This window comes from Ensifer sp. 38_S197, assembly GCF_056924495.1.
This window is the reverse complement of the sequence record NZ_JBXOVZ010000001.1, coordinates 1,975,955-2,001,455: the sequence shown is the minus strand read 5'-3', so window position 1 is coordinate 2,001,455 and position 25,501 is coordinate 1,975,955. Positions and strand designations below refer to the sequence as shown.

At 62.6% G+C, this 25,501-nt stretch carries 19 protein-coding genes and 1 pseudogene; 4 read left to right on the top strand and 16 right to left on the bottom strand.

Features of this window, described 5'->3' with window-relative positions; genetic code table 11:
* Positions 1 to 95: 95 nt before the first annotated feature.
* The 12 genes and pseudogenes from AC1Z3V_RS09280 to AC1Z3V_RS09225 all read right to left on the bottom strand — a co-directional run bounded on the left by AC1Z3V_RS09280 (position 96) and on the right by AC1Z3V_RS09225 (position 14,448).
* Positions 96 to 1,709: a GMC family oxidoreductase gene (locus AC1Z3V_RS09280; protein WP_483498437.1), complete on the bottom strand. Its 1,614-nt coding sequence runs from the start codon at positions 1,707 to 1,709 to the stop codon at positions 96 to 98.
* 21 nt (positions 1,710 to 1,730) lie between these two features.
* The gene (locus AC1Z3V_RS09275) at positions 1,731 to 2,948 is read right to left on the bottom strand and encodes a mandelate racemase/muconate lactonizing enzyme family protein (RefSeq protein ID WP_483498436.1); all 1,218 of its coding nucleotides are present in this window, start codon (positions 2,946 to 2,948) and stop codon (positions 1,731 to 1,733) included.
* A gap of 182 nt (positions 2,949 to 3,130) precedes the next feature.
* Positions 3,131 to 4,555: an aldehyde dehydrogenase gene (gene aldA, locus AC1Z3V_RS09270; protein WP_483498435.1), complete on the bottom strand. Its 1,425-nt coding sequence runs from the start codon at positions 4,553 to 4,555 to the stop codon at positions 3,131 to 3,133.
* Between the two features lie 195 nt (positions 4,556 to 4,750).
* Positions 4,751 to 5,629, bottom strand: a complete 879-nt coding sequence (locus tag AC1Z3V_RS09265) for a LysR substrate-binding domain-containing protein (protein WP_483498434.1) — start codon at positions 5,627 to 5,629, stop codon at positions 4,751 to 4,753.
* 273 nt (positions 5,630 to 5,902) lie between these two features.
* Positions 5,903 to 7,582 carry a beta-N-acetylhexosaminidase gene (locus AC1Z3V_RS09260; protein ID WP_483498433.1) on the bottom strand — a complete coding sequence of 560 codons (1,680 nt, stop codon included), beginning with the start codon at positions 7,580 to 7,582 and terminating at the stop codon, positions 5,903 to 5,905.
* A gap of 17 nt (positions 7,583 to 7,599) precedes the next feature.
* Positions 7,600 to 8,220, bottom strand: a complete 621-nt coding sequence (locus AC1Z3V_RS09255) for an IS630 family transposase (RefSeq protein WP_483499611.1) — start codon at positions 8,218 to 8,220, stop codon at positions 7,600 to 7,602.
* On the bottom strand, positions 8,217 to 8,660 hold the full coding sequence (locus AC1Z3V_RS09250) for a helix-turn-helix domain-containing protein (RefSeq protein ID WP_483496724.1): 444 nt from the start codon (positions 8,658 to 8,660) through the stop codon (positions 8,217 to 8,219). Before AC1Z3V_RS09250 ends, AC1Z3V_RS09255 begins: the two co-directional genes overlap by 4 nt.
* Positions 8,661 to 8,718: 58 nt before the next feature.
* Positions 8,719 to 9,060 (bottom strand): hypothetical protein, encoded by a 342-nt coding sequence (locus AC1Z3V_RS09245; protein WP_483498432.1) that lies wholly within the window; start codon positions 9,058 to 9,060, stop codon positions 8,719 to 8,721.
* 82 nt (positions 9,061 to 9,142) lie between these two features.
* Positions 9,143 to 9,485: pseudogene (locus AC1Z3V_RS09240) on the bottom strand (ABC transporter ATP-binding protein); the annotation flags it as partial.
* A 391-nt stretch (positions 9,486 to 9,876) separates the two neighbouring features.
* Positions 9,877 to 11,874, bottom strand: a complete 1,998-nt coding sequence (locus AC1Z3V_RS09235) for a glycosyltransferase family 2 protein (protein ID WP_483498431.1) — start codon at positions 11,872 to 11,874, stop codon at positions 9,877 to 9,879.
* On the bottom strand, positions 11,856 to 13,088 hold the full coding sequence (locus AC1Z3V_RS09230; protein WP_483498430.1) for an HlyD family secretion protein: 1,233 nt from the start codon (positions 13,086 to 13,088) through the stop codon (positions 11,856 to 11,858). Before AC1Z3V_RS09230 ends, AC1Z3V_RS09235 begins: the two co-directional genes overlap by 19 nt.
* A gap of 430 nt (positions 13,089 to 13,518) precedes the next feature.
* The gene (locus AC1Z3V_RS09225; RefSeq protein ID WP_483498429.1) at positions 13,519 to 14,448 is read right to left on the bottom strand and encodes a substrate-binding domain-containing protein; all 930 of its coding nucleotides are present in this window, start codon (positions 14,446 to 14,448) and stop codon (positions 13,519 to 13,521) included.
* 305 nt (positions 14,449 to 14,753) lie between these two features.
* On the opposite strand from AC1Z3V_RS09225, the gene AC1Z3V_RS09220 reads away from it, so the two are divergent.
* Both AC1Z3V_RS09220 and AC1Z3V_RS09215 read left to right on the top strand, forming a co-directional pair.
* Complete coding sequence (locus tag AC1Z3V_RS09220) at positions 14,754 to 15,899, top strand: serine hydrolase domain-containing protein (protein WP_483498428.1); 1,146 nt, start codon at positions 14,754 to 14,756, stop codon at positions 15,897 to 15,899.
* A gap of 129 nt (positions 15,900 to 16,028) precedes the next feature.
* A complete protein-coding gene (locus AC1Z3V_RS09215; protein ID WP_483498427.1) occupies positions 16,029 to 16,826 on the top strand; it encodes a C1 family peptidase in 798 nt (265 codons plus the stop codon).
* A gap of 72 nt (positions 16,827 to 16,898) precedes the next feature.
* On the opposite strand, the gene AC1Z3V_RS09210 is transcribed toward AC1Z3V_RS09215, so the two are convergent.
* From AC1Z3V_RS09210 to AC1Z3V_RS09200, 3 genes are read right to left on the bottom strand one after another with little or no spacing between them, the layout of a single operon-like run.
* A complete protein-coding gene (locus AC1Z3V_RS09210) occupies positions 16,899 to 20,060 on the bottom strand; it encodes an efflux RND transporter permease subunit (protein WP_483498426.1) in 3,162 nt (1,053 codons plus the stop codon).
* Positions 20,061 to 20,087: 27 nt separating this feature from the next.
* Positions 20,088 to 21,236 carry an efflux RND transporter periplasmic adaptor subunit gene (locus tag AC1Z3V_RS09205; protein WP_483498425.1) on the bottom strand — a complete coding sequence of 383 codons (1,149 nt, stop codon included), beginning with the start codon at positions 21,234 to 21,236 and terminating at the stop codon, positions 20,088 to 20,090.
* Between the two features lie 57 nt (positions 21,237 to 21,293).
* A complete protein-coding gene (locus AC1Z3V_RS09200) occupies positions 21,294 to 21,896 on the bottom strand; it encodes a TetR/AcrR family transcriptional regulator (protein ID WP_483498424.1) in 603 nt (200 codons plus the stop codon).
* 248 nt (positions 21,897 to 22,144) lie between these two features.
* On the opposite strand from AC1Z3V_RS09200, the gene AC1Z3V_RS09195 reads away from it, so the two are divergent.
* Positions 22,145 to 23,113 (top strand): DUF808 domain-containing protein, encoded by a 969-nt coding sequence (locus AC1Z3V_RS09195; protein WP_483498423.1) that lies wholly within the window; start codon positions 22,145 to 22,147, stop codon positions 23,111 to 23,113.
* Between the two features lie 75 nt (positions 23,114 to 23,188).
* On the opposite strand, the gene speB is transcribed toward AC1Z3V_RS09195, so the two are convergent.
* A complete protein-coding gene (gene speB / locus AC1Z3V_RS09190; RefSeq protein ID WP_483498422.1) occupies positions 23,189 to 24,142 on the bottom strand; it encodes an agmatinase in 954 nt (317 codons plus the stop codon).
* Between the two features lie 240 nt (positions 24,143 to 24,382).
* Between speB and AC1Z3V_RS09185 the strand changes: the two genes are divergently transcribed.
* A complete protein-coding gene (locus AC1Z3V_RS09185) occupies positions 24,383 to 25,489 on the top strand; it encodes a polyamine ABC transporter substrate-binding protein (protein WP_483498421.1) in 1,107 nt (368 codons plus the stop codon).
* The last annotated feature ends 12 nt before the right edge of the window (positions 25,490 to 25,501 follow it).

Sequence of the window (25,501 nt, the reverse complement as noted above, 5' to 3'; positions counted from 1 at the left end):
GATCGGCGATGGCAATTCACTCCTCGCCAATCGCAGCGCTTGCATTCGCGGCCGTCGCTGGGCGCCAGCGAACGGTGGACCATTCGGGCCTCGCGTCAGGCGGCATCCGCCAGGATGAGATCAGCGCCCTTTTCCGCAACCATCATCGTCGGCGCATTGATGTTGCCGGCGGTGATGTTCGGGAAGATCGAGGCGTCGACGACGCGCAAGCCCGGAACGCCATGGACCCGCAGGCCGCTGTCGACGACGGAGGTCGCCTGATCCGGCCCCATCGTGCAGGTGCCGCAGAGATGGTAGATTGACCCGGAGTTTTCGCGGAAATAGTCCATCAGGGCCTCATCGCTTTCTACGCGCGGCGCGGGCGAAATCTCTTCAGCGGTCAGCGAAGAGAGCGCCGAAGCCGAGGCTATCCGCCGGACGAGCCGGCTCCCCTGCAATACTTCATCGATGTCGCGGTCGGTCGTCAGATAGTTCGGGCGAATGAGCGGCATTTGCGCGGGATCGCCGGACGCGATCGAGATGCTGCCGCGGCTTGTCGGCCGGCAGGAATTGAAGCAGATCAGGTAGCCGGGATAGGGCTCGGGCTTCAGGCCCGCTTTCGGCTCGTTCGGGATGCGATAGGACAGAGGATTGAAATAGAGCTGGATGTTCGGCCGTTCTTCGTCTGGCCTGCCGCGGAAGAAGCCGCCGGCCTGGTTGACGCTCATCGAGAACGGACCCTTGCCGGTCAGCAGATATTGGAGGCCGAGGCGCATCTGGCCGAAGAGACTGCCGAATTCGTCGTTGAGCGTCGGGATCGTCGCGCGATAATAGAAGCTGGCGCAGAGGTGATCCTGCAGGTTCTGGCCGACGGCCCGCAAGTGCCGCCGCGTTTCCATGCCGAGCGAGGAAAGTTTCGCACCATCGCCGATCCCGGAGAGCTGCAGCAGTTGCGGGCTGCCGACCGCGCCGGCGGCGAGAATGACCTCGCGCCCCGCCGTGAAGCGCCGCCGCTCGCCGTTCTGGAGAACATCGACACCGGTCACGCGCCCATCGTCCCCAAAGACCAGCCGCTCGGCCTGCGCGTAGCGCTCCATCGTAAGATTCGGCCGCTTCAGCGCCGGCCGAAGATATTCCGCGCTCGAATGCGAGCGGCGGCCCTTATTGGTATTGACGTCGTAAACGCCGGCCCCCTCGATCGAGGCGCCGTTGAAATCCTCATTCAGAGGCAGTTGCAGCGATCCGCAGCTTTGGAGAAATGCGTCGGTGATCGGGTGCGTCATACCGCGCATCGGCGTAATGTGGATCGGGCCTTCGCCGCCATGCCATTCGGATGATCCGCGCGCATGGGTTTCGAGCCGGCGGAAATAGGGCAGCACGTCGTCATAACCCCAGCCCGCGTTGCCGGCATTTTTCCAATCGTCGAAATCGTCGCGCGCGCCGCGCACGTAGATCATCGCGTTGATCGATCCGGAACCACCCTGGACCTTGCCGCGCGGCACGTAGACGCGGCGGTCCCGCAACTCGCCCTCCGGCTCGCTCGAATACATCCAGTTGACCCGCGGATTGTAATAGCTGCGGGCATAGCCGACGGGGATCTTGAACCAGAAGGAATTGTCGTTGCCGCCCGCCTCGATCAACAGGACGCGGTGCCGGCCGTTCTCGCTGAGGCGGCTCGCCAGGATGCAGCCTGCCGACCCGGCGCCGACGACGATATAATCGTGGATCATCTCCAAGTCCTATCGTCGAAGTTATCCGCGCGCCGGTGCGAAGGCCTTCACGTCGGCCGGCCGGCAGTCCATCTGCAGGTGCAGATGCTCGCCAGTATAGGGCGTGTGCTTTTCGACAACCTCCAGATCGAGTTCAATGCCGAGCCCGGGCTCGCGCGAGGGGATCAGATAGCCATCGTCGAAGGCGAGCTTGGTCTTCAGCACATCCGCATGGAAACCGGAGAAATCGAGGATCGCCTCGTGGATCAGGAAATTCGGCGTGGCGGCCGAGAGCTGGATGCTCGCCGCGGCGCCCACGGGACCGTTGTAGAGATGCGGGGCGATCTGGGCGTAATGGGTCTCGGCCATGCCGGCGATCTTCTTCGCCTCCAGCAGGCCGCCGACGCGTGCGACGTTCATCTGCAGGATCGACGCCGCCTTGAGCTCAAGCACGCGTTGGAATTCGTACTTCGTCGTCAGGCGTTCGCCGGTCGAAATGGGAATCGAGGTTGCGCGCGCCACTTCAGCCATGGCCGCTTCCTGTCCCGGAGGAACGGGCTCCTCGAACCAGAGCGGGTCATATTTTTCCAGGCGCCGCGCCAGCCGGATGGCCGAGGACGGCACCATCTGGCCGTGGGTCCCGAAGAGGAGATCCGCACTGCTGCCGACCGCGTCGCGGATCTTGCGGCAGAACTCCTCGCAGCGATCCATCACGCCGAGCGAAAGCTGATGACCGGAATAGTTGGTGTAGGGACCCGCGGGATCGAACTTGACCGCGGTGAAGCCCATTTCGACCATCTGGACGGCGCATTCGGCCGCAAGATCCGGGTCGTTGAAATCAAACTCGCCGGCGGCGTTCTTCGGGTAGAGATAGGTATAGGCGCGGAGCTTCTCGTGCACCGTGCCGCCAATGAGATCCGCGACCGGCCGGCCGGCTGCCTTGCCGATGATGTCCCAGCAAGCGATCTCAAGCCCGGAGATGATGCCCATCATCGTCGGATCAGGACGCTGGGTGAAGCCGCTCGAATAAGCCGAGCGCCAGAAACGCTCGATCTGATGGGGATCGTGGTCGAGCAGATGCCGCTCGAAGACGTCTTCGATCAGCGGCGTCATGGCGCTCGGATGGAACGAGGTCGCATAGATCTCGCCGATGCCCTCGATGCCGCAGGCGGTCGTGAGGCGTACGAATATCCAGTACATTCCGCCCACATGCGGCGGCGGGACGGCGACGGTATAGGTCTTGAGAAACGCGATTTTCATGAGTGTCATCCCCCTTTCTTGAGGCGGACCACCAGAACCAGGGTGGCGATTTCGGTTTCAGCGATTGAACTCACAGGCCATCTCCATCCCCGCCGGTGGCGGGAGCTCTGCCAACGGCCCGGTATCGATGTCGGTGTCAGAGCAATTCCGGTTTCCGGCCGGACGTGCGCAATCTCGAAAGGTTAGTGTTTGAGCACCACAAGGCGCGTCTGGGTGAATTCCAGCATGCCGTGTTTGCCGTCGTCGCCGCCCAGCCCCGAACGTTTCCAACCGGCGTGGAAGCCCTGATAGGGATCGGCCGGGAAACGGTTGACATAGAGTTCGCCCGCCTCGATCGCCTCGCTGGCGCGCATCACCGTGCGATAGTTCTCGGTGAAGAGCACCGAACTCAGGCCGAACTGATGGTCGCTCGCCTTCGCAAGCGCTTCCTCGAAGGTGGAGTAACGGAGAACAGCGAGCACCGGACCGAAGACCTCTTCGCGGACGATCTCCATCTCCTGGCGACAGCCGGAAATCAGCGTCGGCGGATAGAAATAGCCGTCTCCCTCAGGCAGGTGGCCACCGGTCTCAACGACGCCGCCTTGCGCCCGCGCCTGCTCCACCATGGCGTGGACCCGCTTCTGTGCGGCAGCGTTGGCGAGCGGTCCCATGCGGGTAGCATCCACGGCGCGGTCGCCGAAGGCGCGGCCGGCAAAACCTTCGCGCAGCTTGGCGAGCAGCCGGTCGTGCACGCTTTCGTGCACGTAGAGCCGCTCCGCGCTGGTGCAGACCTGGCCGCAATGGGTGGTCTTGGCAGCGACGATCATCTGCGCGACGGCATCAAGATCCGCGTCCGGCTCGACGATGACGGGCGTCTTGCCGCCCAGTTCGAGCGACGGCTTGGCAATATTTTCCTTGCAGTATTCGAGCACGACACGACCAGCCGACACGCTTCCCGTCAGCGTGATCATGCCGACACCGGGATGGGTGCAGAGCGTCTTCGCGACGTCGTGCGACATCGTCAGGATGTTGACGAGCCCTTCCGGCAAGCCTGCCTCGAGGACGGCCTCGGCAAAGACGAAGGCCGAGGTCGGCGTGTTGTTGCTCGGCCGCACGACAACGGCGTTTCCGACAATGAGCGCCGGTGCGATCTTCCGCACCAGCGTGTAGATCGGATAGTTGAACGGGATCAGGCAGGCGACCACTCCGATCGGCGTGCGCTTGAGGAGAAGCGTTTCGCCTGGATTGTCGCTCTCGATCACCTCACCTTCGATGCGACGGGCCCACTCGGCGTGGTAGCGCATCAGTTCGGCGCCGTAGATCAATTCGGCCGTCGCGTCGGCAAGGCTCTTGCCCGACTCTTTTGCGAGTGCGGCACCAATGTGCCCGGCCCGACTTTCCAGCGCTGCCGCAAGGCGGCGCAGCGCGTCACCGCGCTGGATCGCCGGCAGCGCCGCCCAGGCGCGCTGTGCCTTCGCTGCGGCATCGACTGCCGCCCTCGCCTCGTCGTCCGTTGCCGCCGGCACCGACGCGAAGACCTGCGCCGTTGCCGGATTGCGGACCTCGATCATGGCCGCGGACGCGCTTTCGATGAAACGACCGCCGGAGAAGTTGCGATAGGGGCCCATGGCATCTCGGAAAGGTTCGCCGCTGTCTGCGCGCCTGTGGCAACGCGGGAAAGCAGATTGGCGGGAGAGCGCATTACGAGCGACGGCCCAGGCTCCCTCCCCGACCGAAACCGTCCCGAAAACTGATGCGACGATCAAGACGAGGGCACAAGCGAGTAATTTTCGATGAGAGCATTCCAAAAAGGAATGCTTGGCTCAGGCGGTCCGCTCAGTCGCGACCTCCGCCAGCAGCCAGGCGCGGAACGCTTGCAGCTTGGGATCGCTTCCGGATTGCGGTCGCGCCACGAACCAGTAGGATTCATGGCCTTCGACCTCGACGTCGAAGAGCTGTACCAATTGTCCCGACTGCAATTGCCCACGCACCATCGAGCGGTCGGCGACGGTGACACCCAGCCCGGCACAAGCCGCCTCGATCGCGAGATCGAGCAGGTCGAACTCGAGGCCGCCGCGGGTATCGACATCGTGGAAACCCGCCGCATCCAGCCAGTGGCGCCAGGTCAGATAGCGCCGGTCGGGCGAGGCCAGCACATGCAGGAAGGTGAAGCGCTGAAGATCGGTCGGCCCCTCAACTTTCATCCCATCGAGCAGGGAAGGCGCGCACACGACCACATGCCGCTCCGTCATCAGAATGCTCGTATCCAGCATCGGCCACTCACCGTCGCCAAAGCGGATGGCGCAATCCAAGAGCCCGCGTTCGGCAAGCGTGTCCGTGGCCTCTGTGCTGATACTGACATCCACATCCGGCATGACCTCACGCAATCGAGCGAGACGCGGCAGCAGCCAGCGCTTGGCGAAGGTGGGCGGTACGTTGATCCGTAAGCGATTCTGGTTGCTCTTCTCGGTGATGCTGCGCAGCGAAACTTCGATACTGTGAAACGCCGCCTGGATCGTCGCCAGCAGTTCGGCGCCGGCGGGCGTCAGTTCGAGATGATGGTGGCGGCGGATGAGGAGGTCCTCGCCAAGTTCGTCCTCGAGATTGCGGACCTGCCGGCTGACGGCGCTCTGCGTCAGGTTGAGGCGCTCGGCCGCCCGCGTGAAGCTGCGGGTTTGCCCGACCACTTCGAAGACCTTCATCGCCGACAATCCAGGAAGTCTTCGCATCGCTATTTTAGCCTCGGGATAGGGAGCGCTGGCATCCGCATAGACGCCAACACGAGATCCACGCGCACTTTTGCGTGCCACGCCTTGGCGCACAAGCAGGAAAATCCAAACGGCCCCGAGCCGCCCGAGAGCGCGCTCGGGCGCAACGATCGCAGAACGACAAACGGCGGCTTCGCCGACGTTCGCTTTTGGATCTCGCGGCCTTCGGTCTCACCGACAGCGGGGACCCAGGCGCTGCTTCAACGCCTATTCCGCGGCATAAAAGCCGTAGAGAACCGGCATCAACCCGACCAGTGCTTCGAAGCGCTTGAAGGACTTGCGTTCCGGTCGCGTCCAGCCGGTTTCCGCCAGCGCCGAAAGCCGCGGAAAGACCAGCCGGTCGAAGACGGCGCGGTCGGTCATCGGCTCGGACCAGATGCAGCACTGCACGCCGAGCAGATGTTTCTTCTGCTCGTCGGTCCACCCTTCCACCGGGTCGAAGGTGTAGAGCTTTTCCGGGTCCGACCAGCCGGCCCAGCTACCGCCCGGCTCCGACCAGGCCGGGCTGTTGGCCATGTCGAGATAATAGACCTGGCCGGGGCAGACGACGATGTCGTAGCCTTCCTCGGCAAGGGCCGCCGAAGCCTCGACCGTGCGCCAGCCGAAGAGCAGCGACTTGGCCTTGTCGATGACGTTGCCGTGCGCTGCCTCCTGCCAGCCGCCGGTGACGCAGTCGCGGCTGGCGAGATAGGCCTGGACGCGCGCCAGGAACTCGGCCTGCAGCACCGCCGCACCCGAACCGTCGATTTCATCTGCCCCGTGGGTGTTGGTGACGACATTCAAGCGCTTGGCGTGCGTATCGGCGACCTCGTCTCCGGCGAGCGCACGAAGCCGAGCGAGCGCCTCCGGCGAACCGGACCAGGCACCCAACGGCACCTCGTCAGCGCCGACATGGATGGCACGCATCGGAAACAGTTTGATCAGTTCGTCGAAGATCGTCTCCAGAACCCGATAGGTCTCTTCGCGCGCCGGGTTGAGGCAATTGTCGGGGAAGCCCTGCACCGAATAATAGCTTCCAGCTTCTTGCGGGTCACGGAGTTCGGGGATTGCCTGCAGCATCGCATAGGAATGGCCGGGAACATCGATTTCCGGCATCACTTCGATGCCGAGACTTGATGCCAGCGCCACGATCTTCCGGATCGCCGCCTTCGAATAGTAACCGCCGGTCGGTTGCGGACCGGAACCGAGCAGCGGCGGGATCTTGCGGCCGTGGCCGCGCCAGGCACCGATCTCGGTCAAGGCCGGATAGGCGTCGATTTCGACGCGCCAGGCCTCGTCATCGGTCAGATGCCAGTGGAAGCGGTTGAGCTTGTTCCAGGCCATCAGCCGCAGGAAGCGCTCGACCTCCGCGGTGCTATAGAACTGCCGGGCAACATCGAGATGGGTGCCGCGCCAGGCAAGTGCCGGCGCGTCCTTGATCTCCCCGCTCGAGGGGAACAGGAAGGTGCCCGGATGCAGCCGCGCACCGCGCAGGACCTGACCGAGCGTGATCAGGCCATAGAGCAAGCCCGTCTCCGTGCTGCCCGAAACGGCAGCGCCCGCGGGAGAGAAACGGATCGAATAAGCCTCCGAACCGAGATCGGCCGCCTCCGACACGGCGACGGGGAAGCCGCCCTCGGACGCCGATCGAACGATACCCTCGACCGGAAACAGGCTTGCAGTGAGGTCGGCAAAAGCCTTCGCGGCCCGTGCGGCTTCGTCGCCCTCGGGCTTGAGGTCGAGACCGGGAGGCGCGACCACCTGCCCCGAAACGGAAACCGCCTGCGGCCACGGCACGATCGACACTGGAACCGGCGCGACCTTCGGCACCGGATAGACGGCAGCGCCGCGCTTCAGTTCGGCATTGTCGCCATGCGCCCGCGAGGCAAGCACCGCGACTGGCGCCATCGTGCCGTCGGACAGCACTAAGCAGAGATTCTCTGGATGGCCAACGGATGGAAGCGGGCTTCGTGGTTGAGGGCGGTTACGGCTCTGATGATGGCTTGTTCGAGGGCGTGTTCGGTGGCGAAGGTCTGATGAGCGAGATGATGGGCTTTGAGGTTTTTCCAGACGATCTCGATGTCATTGAGTTCGGGGGCGTATTTGGGCAACCACTCGATGGTGAGCCAATGGGCACGGGTCTCAAGCGCGGCGCGCGACGCTTTGCTGGTGTGGATTGGCCCGTTGTCGAGCACCAGGACGACCGGCCTGCCGGCCACGCCGGGCTTGGGGCCATAGCCTGCGTCGAGCGTCTCCAGGAGGGCGATGAAATCGGCGCTGCGCTTGGTTTTCGAGGTTTCGACGACGAGCCTGCGCGCGGCCCAGTCGAAAGCACCCATCATGGCGATCTTGCGCGCCTGGCCGGGCGCGGGAACCCGCAGATCGGCGCCGCGTCTGGCCCAGCAACGCGCCAGATAGGGATGGGTGAGCGCCTCGCTCTCGTCGCCGAAGAGGAGGACGATATCGCCCGCCTCGGCCTGTCGCTTGCGCAGTTGCAGTCGCAGGCCGGCGCACTCGACGGCCTGCGGGTCCTGGCGGTTCTTCAGCGAGTGCCGGGGCCGCCGGAAGCGAAAGCCCCTTTTTTGCGCAGCGTTTTCGAAAGCTGCGATCGGGAGATGCTGAGCCCTTCGCGCGCCTCGATCTCGGCGGCAAGGCGCGCCAGCGTCCAATTGTTGCGGTCGGCGACCGGCGCCGACAAGAGCGGCCCGGCAACCCGAAGCGCGGCCTCCGACTTCACCGGCGCCGGGCCGGCCGCGACGCGCTTCCTGAGGGCCGTCACCGACCCGGCCATGAAATCGCTGCGCCACAGCCGCACCGTATCCTCACGAACGCCGAAGGCTTGGGCGATCCGCGCGCTCGTCCAGCCGTCAAGTGTCAGCAGGATCGCCCGCGCCCGGTCCGCCTCGCCGCGATCCCGGCTCGCCGCCAGATGCTCCAACGCTGCACATTCCTCCTCCGTCGCCTTCACCAGAGATTTCCCCGCCATGCCACCGCTCCCGAATCAATCCCGGAAACGGAATCACAACGCCAATCTGTTGGCCAGATCACGCAAAGCTGCTTAGGAAGGCGGCATTGGCGCCGTCGGTCCAGTGGCGCGGCTCGAAGCTCATGCCATGCGCCTTCAATGTCCAGGTCGCCCCCGGCTTCAGCTCAAAACCTTCCAGCGGCGCGAACTCCGCGTAGTTGGATAGCCGGATCAGAAGCCTGCCCCCTTCGATCTCCGCGGCGGGATCGATGCGCGCAGGCCCGGAGACGCCGAGGCGAAAGCCTTTGAGCGGCCCGTCCGAATTGTTGGTGAGGGTCAGCGCATAGACCGATTTGTCGGCGGTACCGACCGACACCCAAAGCGTTTCCAGCAGATAGTCAGATTTGGCGGCGAACGTCATCAAATGGCTCCACGAAAGTTGATCTCTGCGGCCGAACGGCCATCGGGGTTTCTGAGGCAGGACTGTCCTCGGTTCAGATAGCTCACGTCGGAGCCTGGCCAAGGGCACGGACAAAATGGTTTTCGGCGTCCTCTTCCCCCGCGTCCGATGCCGGGCGGCTCAAGCGCCGCACCTCGTGGGCCTGCGCCAGAAAGCGGGCGCTCTGCCCCAGCACGAACGGACGATCTGGAGCGGGGACGGCCGAAAGAGAAGCTGGGTACAGGGATGGCGGGGATTGCCGAGATGGCATTGGTTTCGCCCCACTCGACCATCTGTCCGGCGAATATCACCACGACCTCTTCGGCGATGCGCGCGGCGGTGGCGATGTCATGGGTGATGTAGAGCATCGCGAGATTCCGCTCGCGCTTGATGCACGCCAGAAGCTCTCCCGCCCCCCGGCTCATTGCGCAAAGGCCGCATTTCCTCGACTGCCGTCATGACGAATTCCCCCTCAGGCTTCGTTGATCGAACTATTAAGTCAAGTAATTTGACTTAACGATAGGTCCCGCAAAGAGAGCCTGTCAATGCAGGTCTATTCGCCCCTGCCGAAGTTTTGCGAAAAGCCGTCGAGTGGTATTTTGAAGTTTAATACCACTTGCGAAAAAGCGGCTTTCTCTCGGTCGTTCAGACGGCTGGTTTAGGCTCTTGCGGAAACATCTGCCGAGTGATGAGGAGAAGAATCACTACTCCTGCATCCGGCGATAGGTCCGCGGTGCCCTGTCCATATCAGCCACCAGGGCACGCACCGGCGAAATCTGAGACCCCATTGTCTTGCAGCTAGGAGACGGTGCGTGTGCGACCAAAGGCGCGCAGCAACAGATTCACGGATACGGCGACCTTGTCGATGTCGGGGATGTCCTGCGAATAGCGGCCGGTGTAGAGCTTGACGATCATTTTGTCGCGCTCCCTGCCGCTGAGTTCGTAGTGAAGATGGAGGTAAAAGCGCCTCTTGTCTCCGGCGCGCGAGATGTCGCCGCGCCGCTGTGTCACTTGCCTGAGGTCCGCATGTAGCGGCTCGAAGCCATCAAGCTTCAGCGTCACCTGTGTGGATTGGAAGCGCACCTCCGTCGGAACGGCGACCACTGCTTTGTCGAGCGAGAGGCTGACGATGCGGCCGGGCGTGCCATCGACACTGGCCGGCTCGTCCAGTTTGAAGGCCTGGAATAGGCGGCGCGGTTTCTCGAAACAGATCAGTGAGGCGATGACGAGCACGACGATGTTGATACCCGACCAGACGGCTCCGATCGCCGAGAACGATCCCTTGACCTGTGCCGTTTCCGGCACGAGGTTGATCAGAAGTCCTAGCGCCGTAACGGCGATGAAGCCGGCGATCCAGGTGAAGGTGTAGGCATCGAAGGCGTTGGCCTCGTTGCCGGTGCCTTTCGGGGTTACCTTGAATGGCTTGCCGAAGGGCCGCATGAGGCTGGATAGAACCGTCGGCAGCATACGGAATGTCGCGAAGGTCCCGACGGCGCTCGACACCACGGGGAGATAACGCGTCGGCGTGATCCAGAGCATCAGGAGGAAATAAGCCGCCAGGACGGGGAGCTGGTTCGAGACATAGTCGGCAACACCGGTGAAATGCAGCGGCAAGGCGCCGAACCAGAGGTAGGCGATCGGCACGATGAGGACGATCAGGCGCACGACGTACTGCACCAGCCATGACATGGGGAGAAACATGATCCGCTGGAACAGCGACAAGCCCGGTCCGCGCAACGGGCCGTTGTGGAGATAGAGCGTCTGGATGCCGCCCTGGCACCACCGTTCACGCTGGACGAAGTAGCCGGTCAGGTTCTCTGCCGCCAATCCCATCGAAAGCCGCTCGTTCAGATAGCGGGTCTTGTAGCCTTTGTTGAGCATCGACAGCGTCGTCAGCAGGTCTTCGGTGATCGACTCCGTTGGGAAGCCGCCAATCGCATCTACGGCCTTGCGGCGGGCGATCGAGCACGATCCGCAGCAGAAGCTGACATCCCAGACGTCACGGCTCGGTGCGATCTCGTCGAAGAAGAGGCGCTGTTCGTCCGGCCAGATGTTCTCCAGGCCCAGGTTCGATTGGACCGGATCGACATTGAAGAAATGCTGCGGGGTCTGGACGATCCCGATCGCCTCGTCCGAGAAGAACGGCAAAGTGCGCTTGAGGAAGTGGCGATAGGGAACGAAGTCCGCATCGAAAATGGCAATGAAGTCGCCCGAACTCGCGAGCAGCCCATTGTTCATGTTCCCGGCTTTCGCGTGCGCATTGTCCGTCCGCGTCACGTGGACGGCGCCCCGCTCCGCGCAGAACGTCTTCAGCCAATCACGCCGGCCGTCGTCAAGGACATAGACCTTGAACTTGTCCTTCGGATAATCGAGCGCCAAGGCCCCGACGATCGTTCGCTCCAGGACGTCAAGCGGTTCATTGTAGGTCGGAATGAAAACGTCGACGGTGGGCAGATCCTGCTGCTCGCGCGCAAAGAACGTTTTTCCCAAGCGGTCCGCTTCTGAACTTCGGTCAACGTATCGGCTCATCAGAATGAGGAAAAGAACGACCTCGGTGAAGGCAAGGAGTTCGATAACGAAGACAATCCAAACCCACCATACGTTCGCGCCATCGGTTGGATAGGGAAGAACAGTTTCAAAGAGACGCCAGACCATGTAGCGCAATGCGACCACCCCAACGACCGTGCAGGTGATGGTGCGTGCCCAACTTTGATGCCGGGACCAGTTCGATGGCCCAAGCAGGAAGAAGGCAATCACCAGCAATGTGGGCGCGAGCGCTAGAAGAGGTTGAACCACAGTCCTTTGATCCACTGCGTCAGTTGCAGATTGTGGCGGGAGATGCGTACCTGGGCGGTCCGTCCCACCTGGCAAAAATTGCCGAAATCGGTGTTGAGCGCCGAGGGGAGAAGCTGGACGCGGATCCTGGCATCGCGCTCCTCGGCCTCAGGCTCCTTGGCCGCGAGATTGTCTTTCTCGACGACGGCGGACGAGCCCTTGACGGCCTGCACTTTTCCTTTGAAGATCTCGCTCCGACCCAGCAACCGAACCTCCGCTTCGCGCCCCGGATAGATCTCGTCGTAATCGACTTCTGGAACGAGGATATCGACGAACAGTTCGCGGCAGTCGAGGATGCGCATCAGTTCGTTGTTCAAAATGACATTGGAACCGTTGACGACGTTGCGGCTCCACACGACGCCGCTGAAGGGCGCAGCAACGTCTGCAAATTCGAGGCTGCGAACGCGTTTCTCCTCCTCGGCCAACTGACGCTCGGTCTGTTCGGCACGCGTTCTGTTTTCGGCGATGCGGGTATTGAGGTCATTGATGCGCACGATCACTTCGTCCTGGCGCTGACGCGAATAGGGCACATCGTTCTGGCCGTCGCCGACAACGAAGATCCCTTGGCGCAATGCGGCCAAACGCTGCTCCAGCAATTCGAGCGACAGATTGCTGATCTCGACCTCCCCGCCCGTTGCAGCGCCCGCCGCCTCGGCCGCCTCCACCATCTTTCGCGTGAAAATTCCCTTGGATTCCAGTTCCTGTCGCCTGTTGATGTCGACCTTGGCAACTAAGTCCTGAGCCTGTGACACCTCGACCCGCTTGCGCAGAATGCGAAGTTCCCGCTCCAGACTGGCGATGGTCGCGCTCTTGAAGATCTCCAGCCGGTCTGCAAGCTGGCCGCGAAGAGCGACGAGTTCGTCCCGTTCCCGCTCCAGTGCCGAGACGCGATCGGCCGCGGTTTTTCCTTCGACATGCAGCGAAGCGAGGACCGTCCGATTGACCCGATCATTGCGGATTGTCAGAAGGGTTTCGTCTTCGGCAACCGGCGTTCCGATACGCGGCGGCGCCTGCCCGATTTCGCCGTCGATCGGGGCGTTGATCACCGCAAAGCGTGCGTTGACTGTGCCGTCGAGGCTGGTAAAGCCGGTCAATCCGGGCAGAAGCACGACCACGGCCAGCGTCAGAAGCAGGATGCCGACGGTGATCCGTGTGATGCGATGGTTCAGAAGCATTCAAACCGTTCCCACTCACTACGTTGCCTAGCGCGACAAACGCCAGAGCGTAGTCCCGGGTCTGTCCACGGCTCCGGCTGGGCCATGAAGATCGTCCGCCAAGGCGCGGCGGGCAACCCTCAGAATTAGGTGCTTTTGTCGTTCGGTTAACAATTGCCAACGGTTAGCGACGCCGGCGCAGCCGGACGATGACCCCGGAACGCGCACGACCCAGGCAAGGAATGGCCTCGACCCACAATGCCGTAGGCAACAGGGAGAGACGCCAGCCGGCGATCGATTTTGACGGAAGCATGCCTTGAGAAAGTTCAAGCGCATGCTCGAAACGCCGGCGGGCCGCACAGCAGCCCACCGGCTTCCCTGGCTGTCCAGCGAGAATACCAGCGGCAATCTTCAGTCGCCGCAATGCTGGCTCGCGGTCGATATCCCCGGCCTACTGGTTCGCCTTTGCGTAGTCCTTCATGTTGGCCGGCGTGACCAGTTCGAAGGGAACCCAGATCTGGCGCTCCGTCTTCTCCTCACGCGCCAGCGCGACGGCTGCATCCATCGCCGTCGCACCCTGGGCGATCGCATTCTGGAAAACGGTGACGTCGAGATCCCCGGCGGCCATCGCGGCGAGCCCATCGGGCGTGGCGTCGACCCCGCCAACCACCACCTTCGACATGTCGGTGCCTGCTGCCTTCATCGCCTGGATCGCACCGATCGCCATCTCGTCATTGTTGGCGATGACGGCATTAAATTCCCGGCCGGTCGAAAGCCAGTTGGTCATGATGTTGGTGGCTTCGAGGCGATCCCAATTGGCGCTCTGCTCCTCAATCACGCTCATGCCCTTGCATTCGTCGGTGGCGATGACGTCGTGAATATCCTTGGTGCGTGTCAGCGACGAATGGTTGTTGAGCGGCCCCATCAGCACATAGACCGCGCCCTTGCCGCCAAGCAGCCGGCAGACTTCCTTCGTTTCCAGCGTGCCCGAATCCGTCTCGTTGGACCCCACGAAGGCGGCGGTTTCCGGCAGGGTCTCGACGTCGGCCGGCGGATGGTTGGCATAGACGATCGGGATGCCGGCGGCACTCGCCATCTTCGTCAGCGCCGGCGTGCTGTCGCCGTCGACGGCGACCACGACGATTGCGTCGACGCCGGAGGAGATGAAGTTCTGCACCTGATCCATCTGCTTGCTGGGATCGTTCTGGGCGTCTTCGACCTGAACCGAGATGCCATCCAGCTTGGCGGCGCGATCCTCCATGCCCTGCCGCAGGATCGTCAGAAACGCGCTATCGGAACGCGCGATGGTAATTCCGATGTTTTCGGCATGAGCGGTGCCAGCGAGCAGAGCCGACATGGCGACAAATAGCAGCTTCTTCATTCAGAAATCCCCCAAAGAGCGACGGTCAATCGCCCTGAATGGAATGCCTGTTCCATGTAAAGTCAATATCGAAATGCACATTTCATTCAATTGCGACAATTGGTACGTCTGACTCCACCCGCGCCGAGAAATAGCGCGTAGGGGGTCACCGGATGCTCGCGGACTTTGCTGTCTCGCGGTTGCCCGCAAGGCTGCAGGCGGACCAAGGATCCGGAAATACCCCGCTAAACTCAGGATAGATTGCGTGTATACACGTGGTACACTCTACCAATACGTGTATCATTATGAAACGAGGAGGAACTGCGATGCGAGACCAGAGTGTCGTTGGTGAAACTGTCGATCGCCTCTTTTCACCACTGACGGCCAATCCCGACGATCCGCAACCCGGCAAATCGGTCGGAATACTGGTCGGAGTCACGCTTGCCGGCCAACGATACTATTTCAGATTTGGCAAGGTCGACCTAAACGATGGCGGCAGCGTCGATATCAAAGACATCGTGTTTTTCATTGGTTCGAACAGCAAGGTCGTCACGGCGACGCTGTTGGCGCTCGCGCCTGGCGAAACCAACGGCCCGGTCGGCCCGTTCACCCATGTCAGTTCGCTTCTGCCGTCGGATGTCACGGTACGGCAGCCCTATGGCGACATCCTGCTCTGGCATCTTGCCACCCACAGCGCGGGCTTCCCGGATGGGGTCTGCGGCCCGCGGCCTGCATTTGGCGACTATCCGTTCTCTTCGATGGGTCAGTTTCTCGATACCTTCGAGCCGTCCTACGGGCCAGGCAAATATTGGGTTTACAGCAACCAAGGCTTTGCGCTTCTGGGTGTGCTCCTCTCACACGCCTATGCCGGCGGGAAGACGAGTTCCGACTGGGATGAAACCTATGAGAACTGGCCCACACTCGCCATCGAAAAGGTGACGTCACCCCTGGGGATGAAGACGACACAGGTCGCTTATCAGGCGGTCGCCGCCCAGGTCGCGCAAGGTTACAACTACAGCGACAAGGGCAGTACGCCCGTCTATAACCCCGTTTCACCGCCGAACTGGGTAATGACGTCGGCAGGACTGGGTGCCGGCGCCCTGTCATCCACCCTTAACGACATGCTGACGTTCCTAGAGATGGAGATCAATCCACCAAAGGGCGCGCTCGGTACAGCGATCAAGACGACGCAACAGGCCTATCCTGGCAGCGACACGCTTTCGATGGGGCTCGGCTGGCAGCTTGGCAACGACTATCTCGACAAGGATGGCGGGCTTGGCGGTTATCAAACCTACATGGCCTTCGATCCGAGCCGCAAGGTCGGCGTCTTCGTCTTTGGCAATACCAGCGGCGGCAGGGCCGGCGGTGTCTTGACCGGAACCGGCCGCAAGCTGTTGGGCGAGCTGCGCGGCCTGCCGGCGGAGCCCTCGAACTTCCCTCATCCGACGACGATTCCCCAATGCCCCGCATAGGGGTCAGACAACCGGCGTGCACCTTCGACAAAGGACGCGCCGAGAAATGCCGGCGGGCAGTGCCGGAACAAGCCAGTGACATCAGAACCCTTCAACCTTCGCAGCTGAAGCTGCCGACAGGAGGCCTACATGTCTGTGCATGAAGCAATTCTCGATCTCGGCTACGATCCAACCATCAGAGAAGACGGGCCGCTCGTGCGGCCGCCGATCCCCGCATCGCTACCGAGCTCGGCCACCGTCGATCCGAAATATCTGCCGCCGCCGAAGGCGCAGGGGACGCCGCGTCACGTCGGCAGTCCCGGAAGCTGCGCCGCTTGGGCTTCGACCTACGGGCTTGCGACCTACACGGCGGCCGCGGCGGCGGGCCAGCCGCCATCCCGCACTTCGGAGCAGGCGAGCCCCGCCCATATCTATATCGAGGTCATGAAGAGTTACGGGCAGAAGGGATGTGCGGGATCGCGGCTGGCATCCTACCTCAACCTGCTCACGCAAAACGGTACGCCGAACTGGCAGACCGCGCCCTACTATCCGAACTGCCCCGAACTCTGGTCGAGCTACGATCCCAACGCCGCCGTCGATGCCAGCTTCCAGATCCCCGGCTGGGCTATCGTCGAAACCAGCGATCTCGATGCGATCAAGGCGATCATCGCCGCCGGTGGTGCACTGTGTTACGGCACCTCGCTGAACGACGGCTTCATGAAATACGAGGGCCCCGGCCCGATGACCGGTCCCCTCAACAAGATCCCGAATGCCGGCCATTGCATGCTGATCATCGGCTACGACGACGAGCAGCAGGCGATCCTCATCCAGAACAGCTTCGGACAGGAGTGGGGTTGCGAATGGAACGGACGTCGGGGCTATATCTGGATGAGCTACGAGCTGTTCCAATATCTGGCTCAGGGTCAGGCGATGTATGTCAAGGCCTGACCCAGGCGGTTCTGGAGCATCCCGCTGAGGGGACAAGCTCGATAGCCGGCTTTGCCTGGAGGGGCCGTGGCGCTATTCCGCCGCCACGGCCGGAGGATAAACCAGCGGCTCGTCGCGCCCGGCATTCGGACTGACCTCTTCCGCCTTCTCCAGATCGGCGCGCTCCTTCTTGGGCTCTCGCCCGAAGAACAGGGCATAGCCGGCGGGCAACACCAGAATGGTCAATACCGTCGCGACCAGGATGCCGCCCATCATGGCGTAGGCGAGCGGTCCCCAGAAGACGCCACGGGAGATCGGGATCAGTGCCAACACCGCCGTCAGCGCCGTCAGCGTGATCGGGCGGAAGCGTCGGACGGCAGAGCCGACGATCGCTTCGGCGCGGTCCATGCCGGCGGCGATATCCTGGTCGATCTGATCGACGAGAATGATCGAGTTGCGCATGATGATGCCGAGCAGCGCGATGACGCCGAGGATCGCGACGAAACCGAAGGGCGCCCCGCTGATCAGCAGTGCGGCCGCGGCACCGATAATGCCAAGCGGCCCGGTGGCGAGCACCAGCATCGCCTTGCCGAAATGCTGGAGCTGTATCATCAGCAGCACGACGATGACACCGAGCATGATCGGCGCCTTGGCGGCGATCGAGGCCTGGCTCTCCGCCGAATCCTCGGCGCCGCCCTGAATGCTGATGCTGTAGCCGGCGGGCAGGCTGTCGCGCAGCGACTGCATCTCGCCGAACATCTTCATCGCCACGTCATTCGGCTGCACGCCGTCCGGCAGGGTGCCGCGCACGGTGATCGTCGGCAGGCGATCGCGGCGCCATTCGATACCCTGTTCGAGCACGGGCACAACCTTGGCAACCTGCGAGAGCGGAACGAAGCCGCCGAAATCGGTCGGGATGTAGATGGAGTCGACCGAGCTCAGGAAGTTGCGGCTCTCCGCCGGCTCACGCGCGACGATCGCCACCGTTTCCTCGCCATCGCGGAAGTTGTCGAGCGGCGCACCGGTGACGCTCGCCTGCAGCATCTGGCGGATGCGCTGCGAGGTCACGCCGAGCGCGCGGGCACGATCCTGGTCGATCACCAGCTTCATGCCCGGCACCGGCTCCAGCCAGTCGTCGTGAACGGCACCCAACAACGGGTTTTCGTGGAACTTCGCCTTCACCCGGTCGGCAATACGCTTGACCTCTTCACGGTCCGGTCCCATGACGCGCATCTGGACGGGCCAGCCGGTCGGGGGACCCAGGAACAGGCGATCGACCTTGGCCCGGATCGACGGGAAGTCGGCGGCGAGGATCGCACGCATCTTGGCAATCAGCCGCTCGCGCGCCGGCTCGTCCTTGGCCATGACCAGAAGCTGGGCAAAGTTCGGATTGCGCAGTTGCTGATCAAGCGGCAGGAAGAAGCGCGGTGCGCCCTCGCCGATATAGGTGGCGATGAAGCGCTTGTCCTCGTCGTCCATCATGCGGGCTTCGAGCGCCTTCGCCTGCTTCTCCACCTCCTTGATGCTGGTACCCTCGGGCAGCCACAGATCGACGAGAATTTCCGGCCGCGACGACTGCGGGAAGAAGTTCTTCGGAATGAACTGGAAAGCCCAGAGGCTGACGAAGAAAATGACGAGCGTCGTCGAGAGCACGACGATGCGATGGCGCACGGCCCAGGCGACCGTCGAACGCAGATGCCGATAGAAGCGCGTGTCGAAGACATCGTGATGATTGCCGGCATGGCTGCGCTGTTTGAGCAGCATATTGCCGAGCCAGGGCGTGAAATAAACGGCGACGAACCAGGAGACGACGAGCGCGATCCCGACCACGTAAAACAGCGAACGCACGTATTCGCCTGCGGTGGAAGCCGCAAAACCAACGGGTATGAAGCCGGCCGTGGTGATCAGCGTGCCCGTCAGCATCGGGAAGGCGGTGGAGGTATAGGCGAAGCTCGCGGCCTCGACCTTGACGAGCCCCTCTTCCAGCTTTCGCTCCATCAATTCCACCACGATCATGGCGTCGTCGACCAACAGGCCGAGCGCGATGATCAGCGCTCCGAGCGAAATGCGCTGCAAATCGATGCCGAGCTCGTACATGATGGCGAATGTCGCAGCCAGCACCAGCGGAATGGTGATCGCGATCACCAGGCCCGAACGCCAGCCGATCGAGAGGAACGAGACGACGAGAACGATCGCCAGGGCTTCGCCAAGCGCCCTCATGAACTCGCCGACCGCCTCCTTGACGACCTCCGGCTGATTGGAGACCTGATCGACCTTGACGCCATAGGGCAGCGACGCCTCGAAGCGCTCATAGGTCGCTTCCACCGCCTTGCCGACATCCGTCACCTTGAAGCCCTTGGCCATGACCACGCCTATCTGAACGCTATCCTGGCCGTTGAAACGGAACTTGCGCGAGAAGGGATCCTCGAGCCCGGAGCTTACCGTCGCGATATCGCCGAGCCGGGTAATCTGGCCACCAGCGCGAAGCCTGAGGTTCTTCAGGTCCTCGACCTTGTCCAGGCCGCCCTCGACGGAGATGCGCACCGAGCGCGAGCCGGTGTCGACGGATCCCGCCGGGTCGATATTGTTCTGGCCGGCAAGGGTGCTGCGCAAATCGTTCAGCGTCAGGCCACGCTCGGCCAGCACCTTGGAAGACACGTCGATGAAGATCTTCTGCGGCTGGTCGCCGATGATGACGGCCTTCTCGACGCCCGGCGTCGTCAGGAGCATGTCGCGCGCCTGGATCGCGAACTTCTTCAGCTCCGGATAGCTGTATCCCTCGCCGCTCAGCGAATGCAGAGTGATGAAGGTGTCACCGAACTCGTCGTTGAAATAGGGACCGAGCAGGCCTTCCGGCAACTCGCTGGAGATGTCGCCCACCTTCTTGCGGACCTGGTAGAAGGCGTCAGCCACCTGCTCGGCGTTGGTATCGCCCTCGACCTGCAGCGTGATGATCGCGCTGCCGGCGCGCGTATAGGAGCGGACGAAATCGAGATGCGGCGTTTCCTGCAGCTTGCGCTCGATCTTGTTGACGACCTGATCCTGCATTTCCTCGATCGAGGCGCCTGGCCAGAAGGCCTGCACGACCATGACGCGGAAGGTGAAGTCCGGGTCCTCCTTCTGCCCCATGCGCATCAGGCCGAAGACGCCGGCGAGAATGATGAGGCCGAACAGGAAACGCGCCATGCTCGGATGCGCGATCGCCCAGCGCGAAAGATTGAAGGGCCGCTTGTCTTCAGAAGAGGAGGTCGTCATCGGCTCGGTTCCGCTATCCTGGCAACGTCAGCGCACGAGGCTGGTTTCGGCTGCCGCAGCAGCTTGGCGCGTCGTATCGTTGGAGATGGTCACCTTGAGATCGTCCGTCATGAACTGCGTTCCGGCGGCAACGACGAGGTCGCCAAATTTGAGGCCCTCGGTAACCCGCACGCCATCGGTGGTGAAATCCGCAAGCGTGACCGGCCGGCTGTGGACCGTTTCCGTACCGCGATCGACGACCCAGACGATCGGATAGCCGTCCTTCTCGGCCAACGCGCTCAAGGGAACGGAGACGAAAGGAGTGCCGCTGCCAGCGGAAGCCTCGACGGTCGCGGTCATCCCGAGCAGGACTCGCGGGTCATTCGGCAGGCTGACTCGCACCGAGAAGGTCCGCGATTGCTGGTCGGCGCTGCCGGCGACCTCGCGCACCATGCCGTCGAGCGACAGGCCCGCATCGGACCAGATCCCGACCTTGACCGGCAGACCGGCCTTGAAGTTGCCGATTTCCGTCTCGGGTACGGCGACCTGGACTTCCTTTTCGCCTTCGACCGCAACCGTGGCAACAGGCGTGCCAGAGCCGACGACCTGGCCGACATCGGCGTTGATGGCGGTCACGATACCCGGCCGGTCGGCGACGAGGTTCGTATAGACCACCTGGTTCTTCGCCTGGGATAGCGCCGACTTGGCGGCATCGCGCGTCGCAACGGCCTGGTTGTAGCTCAGCACCGCCTGGTCAAACTGGGCCTGCGAGGCGAATTTCCTGGCGAGCAACTGCTTAGCGCGATCGCGCACCAGTTCGACCGTCTCGACCTGGCGCTCGGCCGCCTCCAGATTGGCGGTGGCGCTGCGCACCGCGAGCTCGTAGTCGGTCGCGTCGATGCGAGCGAGGAGATCGCCGACATTGACGCGATCGCCGACATTGACGATCCGCTCGACAATTTTGCCGCTGACACGGAAGCCGAGGTTCATCTCGGTTCGCGCGCGAACCGCACCGGAATAGCTGAGCTGGCGCGCAGCGTCGGCCTGAGCGATCTCGACGACCTTGACCGGGCGCACGACGTCGGCAGTTTCGGATTTTTCTTCCGAGCAGCCGGCGAGCGCCGCCGAGAGGGTTGAAATCAGCGCAATGGTGGCAACGAATGAAATACGGCGGCGAAATTCAATAGGCGTAAACATAGTAACACTCCTGAAAATAGGCCGACGCCGCCATTGGCTGCGCCGGAAACAGTCCGGCTAGACCTTCAATCCCTTGATCGCGAATTCGACCAGTTCTTCCGGCGAGGCGCGGTTTGTCTTGCTGAGACATTGGGCAACCATTTGCGGGTGACAGAGCGTGACCGTCGCCGCACCGAAACAACGCGACGCCGCATCGGCATCCTGTTGCGGGAACTCGCCGGCGGCGATGCCTTCGCGGATGACGTTGGCGAGAAGCGCATCGATCCTGTCGATATGCTTGTCGATGACGTGCCACTCGCGTTCGATGGCAACGACCACCATCTCGTGCACTTTCGTATCGTCGAGCATGAGCTCGACCGTCATCTGATGCTGCGCATGGACGTACCGGCGCAGGCGTTCCGTCGCACTCAACGGCAAGGAGCAGATCTCCTGTGCCATCTGATAGCTGGCCGCGAGCATGCGGCCGCAGAGCGCCTGATGAATCTCCGTCTTGGAGGCAAAGAACCGGTAGATGTTCGCCGGCGACATGCCGAGTTCCTTGGCGATGTCGGCGACATTGGTCTTGCTGTAGCCGAAATGCCGGAACAGCCGCTCCGCGGCATCGAGGATCCGCGTGATGTTGTCCTGGCGCGTCTGGTCCACGACGGTATCGTTGCTCACCGGCATTGTTTGCCTTTCGATTTACGACTGACGAATTTTGTATTTCGTCAGTCGTAAATCGAAATGAGACACCCGTCAACGATAGAATCCGTCCCCACGATCACGATTTGATAACCAAGACTGTGCCCACCGCGCGCGGCCGACAGCCCGCGAACGGCACCCGGCGGTCGTTGACTCGACACGCTATGGTGGTTACTGCCGCTACTGGAGCCTCGTTTCTCGGATTCTTCTCAAGGGGTTAGCAATTTATGGCCACAGGTCTCATCGCCCTCCTCGACGACATCGCGGCCATCGCCAAGATGGCGGCCGCTTCGCTGGACGACGTGGCGGCCCAAACCGCGAAGGCCAGCGCCAAGGCGGCCGGTGTCGTGATCGACGATGCTGCGGTGACCCCGCGTTATGTGGTCGGGCTGACGCCTGAGCGGGAACTGCCGATCATTGCGCGGATCGCCCTTGGCTCACTGAAGAACAAACTGCTTTTCCTGCTGCCCGGCGCACTGGTGCTCAGCTATTTCGCACCCTGGGCAATTACGCCGCTTTTGATGCTCGGCGGCATTTATCTCTGCTACGAGGGCGCCGAGAAGCTTTACGGAGCAGTCTTTCCGCATGCGGCCCACGTGCACGAGGAAGCGGTGCTCGGCGAGAAGAGCGATCCGGTGGCGCTGGAAAACGAGAAGGTCTCCGGCGCCATCCGCACCGACTTCATTCTCTCTGCCGAAATCATGGCGCTTACGCTCTCAACGGTCTCCGACGCCGGCATCTACACGCAGGGCATGGTGCTCGCCGGCGTCGGCATCCTGATCACGCTTGCGGTCTATGGCGTCGTGGCGCTCATCGTCAAAGCCGACGATGTGGGCGTCGCGCTCGCGAAAAGCCCGCTGTCTGCCTTGCGATTGTTCGGTCGCGGCCTCGTTCTCGGCATGCCCACATTCCTGAAAGTTCTTGCCGCGATCGGCACCGCCGCCATGCTCTGGGTCGGCGGCAGCATCCTCGTGCATGGCATGGCACAACTGGGAATGGCCGGTCCGGAACACCTCATCCACGATGTCTCCGAGGGCGTCGCCCATACCCTGGCTCTCGCCCCGGCGGTCGTCGGCTGGCTCACGACCTCGGCGCTCCAGGCCCTGCTGGCCATCGCCGTCGGCGCCGCAACCATCATCGTCATGGGCAATGTGGTCGCGCCGCTCTGGAGCCGTCTGCGGCCGGCAAGAAGCTAGAACAGCTCGCAGACGTGTTCGGCCAGGAGGCCACTCCGGGCCTCCTGCTACTTCGTTTCCGAGCTCTCCGTCGGCCTACCGCTTGTACTTCACGCCCGGCAGCACGCAGAGCATCTCGTAGAGAAGGTTGGCCGCGGTAATCGCCGTCGTGCCTGTGGTGTCAAAAGGCGGACTCACCTCGACGAGATCGGCACCGACGAGATTAAGGCCGCGGCAGCCGCGAATGATTTCGATCGCCTGGATGACGGTCAGCCCGCCGATCTCCGGTGTGCCGGTGCCCGGGGCATAGGCCGGGTCGAGGCTGTCGATATCAAAGGTCAGGTAGGTCTTGTGGTTGCCGATCCTGGCGCGGATGCCTTCGATCAGGGGCACCAACGACTTGTGCCAGCATTCCTCAGCCGGGACGACGGTGAAGCCCTTGTCGCGCGACCAGTCGAAATCGTCGGAGGCATAGCCTGTGCCGCGCAGGCCGATCTGGAACACCAGATTGGGATTGAGGCAGTCATCCTCGAAAGCGCGGCGGAACGGCGTACCGTGCGCGATCTTCTCGCCGAACATCGTGTCGTTGATGTCCGCATGGGCGTCGACATGGATCAGGGCGACCGGCCCGTGCTTTTCGGCAACCGCCTTCAGGATCGGATAGCTGATCGTGTGATCGCCACCAAGCGTCAGCGGGATGCAATCGTGCTTGAGAATCTCGCCGATGCCGCGGGTGATGATCTCCATGTTGGCCGGCAGGTTGAAGGTGTTGATGGCGATGTCGCCGATATCGGCCACCTGCAGACTTTCGAAAGGTGCGGCGCCCGTCGCCATGTTGTAGGGGCGGATCATCACGGACTCGGCGCGGATCTGGCGCGGTCCGTATCGCGTTCCGGATCGGTTGGACGCGCCGATATCCATGGGGATGCCGACGAAGCATGCATCGAGGCCCTCAGCCGATGTCGCAGCGGGAAGGCGCATCATCGTGCCCGGACCGCCGAAGCGGGGCATGTCGTTGCCGCCGAGCGGCTGATTGAATTTCTGCTCCATGGAAGCTCTCCCTCTTATTTCGCCGAACCCTAGCAGCCACAGCAGGCCGAGAAATACCCCTTGATCGAATGTTACTTCGACGCGGGTCAAACAAACATGGCTTGATGCAGCCAAGGCAGGCGTCGATTGCCATCTACGACGCCGCTCTGCCTCCCGCACCTAGCCAAAGGGAGTGTTGCCGTCTTCGGGCCTGCCGATCACTTTGGCGAAAACAAAAATACGCCGTTCTTGGGAGGAACCATGCAAAACTTACGTCGCACCACGTTGCGCTCCATGTTCGCCGCGTCGCTTGCTGCCCTCACGATCTCAACGACCGCCCAGGCGCAGGACAAACTGTTCATCTACAATTTCTCGGACTATTTCGCCGAAGACACGGTTTCGAACTTCCAGACGCGCACCGGCGTTGAAACGCGGGTCGATTTCTACGATTCGCTCGAAGTGCTCGAAACGCGGCTGCTCGCCGGCGGCAGCGGCTTCGACATCGCCTTCCCGAGCGCCACGGTCGGAGAGCGGCTGATCCAGTCCGGCGCGCTGAAGCCGATCGATGTCACGGCGCTCAAGAACTACGGCAATCTCGACAAGGACCTCTTGAAGCTCGTCGGCGAGCACGACCCGGAGAACAAATACCTCGTGCCCTATATGTGGCTGACGACGGGCGTCGCCTACAACGCCAAGCTCGTCGCCGAGCGGCTGCCGGATGCGCCCGTCAACAGCCTCGACATGTTCTTCAAGCCCGAGGTCGCCGAGAAATTCCAGGATTGCGGCATCGGCATCGTTGACGCGCCGAACGAGGTGATCCCGATCGCGCTCAACTATCTCGGCCTCGATCCCTATTCCACCAAACCGGATGATCTCGACAAGGCGAAAGAGCTTCTACTCAAGCTCCGCCCCTATATCCGCCACATGCAGAGCGGACAGCTCGTCGCCGACATGGCGTCGGGCCAGCTCTGCCTGGCGCTGATGTGGAGTGGCGATGCCGGCATTGCGGCAGCCCGCGCCGAAGAGGCGGAGACTGGCGTCAAGGTCGACTATTCGATCCCGAAGGAAGGCACGATCATCTCCTTCGACACGATGGCGATCCCGGCCGACGCGCCGGATCCGGAGCAGGCGCTGGCCTTCATCGACTATCTCCTCGAGCCGAAGACGGTCGCCGTGATCAGCAACCACGTCTTCTACGCCAACGCCAATGCCGCGGCGACACCGGAAGTCGACGCAGCGATCCGCGACAACCCGAACATCTATCCCCCTGCCGACGTTCGTTCCAAGCTCTTCGTCGACAAGTCGCTGCCGCCGCGCCAGACGCGCGAGCGTACCCGCGTCTGGTCGGCCTTCAGGGCCGGCCAATAGCGCGAACCGTCA

Bases quoted from the DNA above. Each gene is read 5' to 3' on its own strand.
- AC1Z3V_RS09280 (WP_483498437.1), bottom strand. From the start codon at position 1,709: ATGATCCACGATTATATCGTCGTCGGCGCCGGGTCGGCAGGCTGCATC.
- AC1Z3V_RS09275 (WP_483498436.1), bottom strand. From the start codon at position 2,948: ATGAAAATCGCGTTTCTCAAGACCTATACCGTCGCCGTCCCGCCGCCG.
- aldA (WP_483498435.1), bottom strand. From the start codon at position 4,555: ATGGGCCCCTATCGCAACTTCTCCGGCGGTCGTTTCATCGAAAGCGCG.
- AC1Z3V_RS09265 (WP_483498434.1), bottom strand. From the start codon at position 5,629: ATGAAGGTCTTCGAAGTGGTCGGGCAAACCCGCAGCTTCACGCGGGCG.
- AC1Z3V_RS09260 (WP_483498433.1), bottom strand. From the start codon at position 7,582: ATGGCGCCAGTCGCGGTGCTTGCCTCGCGGGCGCATGGCGACAATGCC.
- AC1Z3V_RS09250 (WP_483496724.1), bottom strand. From the start codon at position 8,660: ATGGCGGGGAAATCTCTGGTGAAGGCGACGGAGGAGGAATGTGCAGCG.
- AC1Z3V_RS09245 (WP_483498432.1), bottom strand. From the start codon at position 9,060: ATGACGTTCGCCGCCAAATCTGACTATCTGCTGGAAACGCTTTGGGTG.
- AC1Z3V_RS09230 (WP_483498430.1), bottom strand. From the start codon at position 13,088: ATGCTTCTGAACCATCGCATCACACGGATCACCGTCGGCATCCTGCTT.
- AC1Z3V_RS09225 (WP_483498429.1), bottom strand. From the start codon at position 14,448: ATGAAGAAGCTGCTATTTGTCGCCATGTCGGCTCTGCTCGCTGGCACC.
- AC1Z3V_RS09220 (WP_483498428.1), top strand. From the start codon at position 14,754: ATGCGAGACCAGAGTGTCGTTGGTGAAACTGTCGATCGCCTCTTTTCA.
- AC1Z3V_RS09215 (WP_483498427.1), top strand. From the start codon at position 16,029: ATGTCTGTGCATGAAGCAATTCTCGATCTCGGCTACGATCCAACCATC.
- AC1Z3V_RS09210 (WP_483498426.1), bottom strand. From the start codon at position 20,060: ATGACGACCTCCTCTTCTGAAGACAAGCGGCCCTTCAATCTTTCGCGC.
- AC1Z3V_RS09205 (WP_483498425.1), bottom strand. From the start codon at position 21,236: ATGTTTACGCCTATTGAATTTCGCCGCCGTATTTCATTCGTTGCCACC.
- AC1Z3V_RS09195 (WP_483498423.1), top strand. From the start codon at position 22,145: ATGGCCACAGGTCTCATCGCCCTCCTCGACGACATCGCGGCCATCGCC.
- speB (WP_483498422.1), bottom strand. From the start codon at position 24,142: ATGGAGCAGAAATTCAATCAGCCGCTCGGCGGCAACGACATGCCCCGC.
- AC1Z3V_RS09185 (WP_483498421.1), top strand. From the start codon at position 24,383: ATGCAAAACTTACGTCGCACCACGTTGCGCTCCATGTTCGCCGCGTCG.